Here is a 3,006-nt window from a genome sequence, read left to right as displayed (position 1 = left end):
AGGCCCACGAAAACCCCGAAAGTCGAGTTTAGGGGTGTCAGGGACGTCAGCAACGGGGCCGTGGTGTCGCTGATTCGTGTGTGGCTGACAGCCCGATCGTGACTGGTGTCCGTGTGGGGCCGTTCGTTCATCCGTGAGTACACAGACGGCGGCGAGTCCGCGAGTGCGGCGGGTCTGCGGCAGCGGCGCGCTTCAAGAGACGTACACCGTGCTGGACCGGCGGGGGTGGATCGTCTCTCTGGCCGACGACTATCTGGCCGTGTGCACGGATCGGGAGATGTCGCCGAATACGGTGCGGGCCAAGGCGTTCGACCTGCGGTTCTGGGTGGAGTTCCTCGAACTTGTCGGGGTCGGCATCGAGGACGCGCTGCCTGACCACGTCGACCAGTTCGCGGCCTGGCTGCGCCGGCCCGTGCTGTTGGGGCATCTGCAGGACGTGGAGTTGCTGGAGCCCAAGCGGGAGCCGGTGTCGGTCAACCGGATGTTGTCGAGCGTCGAGTCCTTCTACGTCTTCTTGGACCGCCGTGGTGTTCCCGGTGCTCACCGGGTGGCCGCGTACGTGCCGGGGCGGGTCCGCGGCGGCGGTTTCCTGGAAGGCATCGCTGTGGTGCCGGGCAAGCAGCGGCAGACCCGGCTGAAGGAGCCGAAGAAGCTGAAGAAGACGCTCGCCGATGCCCAGGTCCAAGCGATTCTGGACGCGTGTGAGCATCTTCGGGACCGCTTCTTGATGGCGGTGATGTTCGAGACGGGCTGCCGGATCGGCCAGGCTCTGGGTCTGCGGCATGAGGACTTCGACTCGCTGAAGCCCGCGCTCACCATCAAACCGCGCCGTGACAACGTGAACAGGGCCAGGGGCAAGAGCCGCGTCGAGAAGCAGATCCCGGTCCGGCAGACGCTGATCGATCTGTATACCGACTACCTCTTCGATGACTACGGCGACCTGGAGTCGGACTACGTTTTCGTGAACCTGTGGGGCGGCGAGGTCGGGTCCGCGATGACCTACTGGGCTGCGATGAGCCTGGTCAAGCGGCTACGCAAGCGCACCGGGGTGGACTTCCACCCGCACATGTTCCGGCACACTCACGGGACCGCGCTGCTGCGGGCCGGGGTCCGCCTGGAGGTCGCCAGCGAGCTTTTGACCCATGCCTCGTCCCGCACCACGGCGGACAGCTACGTCCACTTGGATGCCGACGACATCGCCGACGAGCTCTACAGCACCGGGTTTTGGGAGGCACCGTGAACGGCACCGTTCTCGCGTTGCCCAGCCGGGACCCGCGCGTCGACCGGTTACGGCAGCTGATCCGCCCGGAGTTCCTGGTCGAGGTCTTCTTCCCGCCGCCGGGGCACTTCCTGGGCCAGGGCCGCTGCCGGGTGGGCCTTTGCGGGCACGAGGGCAGGTCCAAGGGCATGTGCAGCATGCACCGCAAACGCTGGCGCCGTGACGGCTCACCTGCGGACGAGGACGCCTGGGCATCCGATCCGGTCAACTCCGAGATCGGCTGGCAGGGCGAGGTCGCACCCTGCAGGGTGCCGGAGTGCCCGCGCCCAGGCGGACACGCGAACCTCTGCGGCCCGCACGCGGCCGCGTTCATGAAGCTTGTCTACCGCGGCAAGCCCCTGTCCGTCGACGAGTTCGTGACCACGGTAGAGCCGGTCCTGGCCTCGAGCGCCGGCCCGTGCGCCTTCCCCGGCTGCCCGTTCGGCATCAGCGATGACGGGCTGTGTGACGCCCACCGCTACCGCTGGCAGCGGGTGGGACGTCCGGAGCTGGACGATCTGCCTCAAGTCCTGATGGAACGCCAGCAGATGGGTTTCCGCGTCCGGGGGCTGTCGCGGCTGGCCCGTATGGAGTTCCAGTACCTCCTGCAGGTGCGTACTGATGCCCGCCGCACGCGGACCTCATGTGGTGATTGGAACCGCCTGGTCAAGGTCGTGGCCGACGCGGGCGTGGACTCGGTACAGGACCGTGAGTACGACGGCTGGTGCAGTGACGTCAGTAAGAACAACCATTCGGAGCGGGGGCTGATCCGCGACCTGCTGCACGCTCTGGAAGAACTTGACGGTCCCGAGGACGAGTTCGCACGGGATGTATGGCGGCCTTCGCGGCTCGGCTATAGCTACCAGGAGTACCGCCAGGCCGAGCGGCTGGACTTCACCGCGATCACGCAGACGTGGCTGCGCGAGAAGGCCAAGCTCCACACCCGGCAGCGGATGAACAACAACAGCCTGCGGACCCTGGTAGGCCAACTCCGCAGTTTCCGGGCGCTCTCCCGCTTCCTGCGCGAGTGTGTTCCCGACCGCCAGGACGACCCGCGGGTGCTGGACCGGCCGCTGCTGGAACGGTACGTCTCCTGGCAGCGCATGCAGACAGTCAGCGAGAAACGCAGCCCGCGCTACGGGCTCCCGCTGAAGGCATCGTCCGTCATCGCGACGCTCTCCCCGCTGTCAGTGTTCCTGGACAACTGGCACTGGCGCGGCTGGCAGCCGGAGCTGTCGAGGCAGACCCGGATCTATCCGGAGGACTACCCGATCCGTCCCGGTCTGGAAGCGAACTTCATCGACGAATACCTGATGGAACAGATCGAGACCGTGGAGAACATCAGCCTGCTCGACCCGATGCACCGGACCATCGTGCTGATCGCCCGGGACGAGGGCATGCGCATCGGCGAGGTCCTGACCCTGCCGCCGAACTGCCTGAAGAAGACCGCCGCCGGCCGGTGGGTGCTCGTCCATTTCAAGACCAAAGACCAGAGCTGGCGCGCAATCCCGGCCTCCAAGCTGGTCGTCGAGGCAATCACCGCTCAGCGCCGACGTGTCCGTGCCGCCTACGACGGGAACAGCCCCTGGCTGTTCCCCCGGACGCAGCAGAACCCCGACGGCGCACTGCCCGTCCCCTACAAGACCGCCTGCACCTGGCTCAACAAGTGGTTCAAGCAGATCGACTTGGTCGATCACGACGGCCGCCCCACCCGGGTGAGTGAGGTGCCCCGGAGTTTCCGGACAACG

2 protein-coding genes are annotated in these 3,006 nt (G+C 66.6%); both read left to right on the top strand.

Going from position 1 to position 3,006, the window contains the following annotated elements; translation table 11 throughout:
* Window positions 1-208: 208 nt before the first annotated feature.
* A complete protein-coding gene (locus tag ACLHRZ_RS36865) occupies window positions 209-1,240 on the top strand; it encodes a tyrosine-type recombinase/integrase (RefSeq protein ID WP_490422948.1) in 1,032 nt (343 codons plus the stop codon).
* A partial coding sequence (locus ACLHRZ_RS36860; RefSeq protein WP_491745233.1) for a site-specific integrase occupies window positions 1,237-3,006 on the top strand: 1,770 nt, incomplete at its 3' end. The genes ACLHRZ_RS36865 and ACLHRZ_RS36860, both read left to right, overlap by 4 nt.

Source organism: Streptomyces sp. AM25, assembly GCF_058146165.1.
This window is presented reverse-complemented; position numbering and strand designations above follow the sequence as displayed.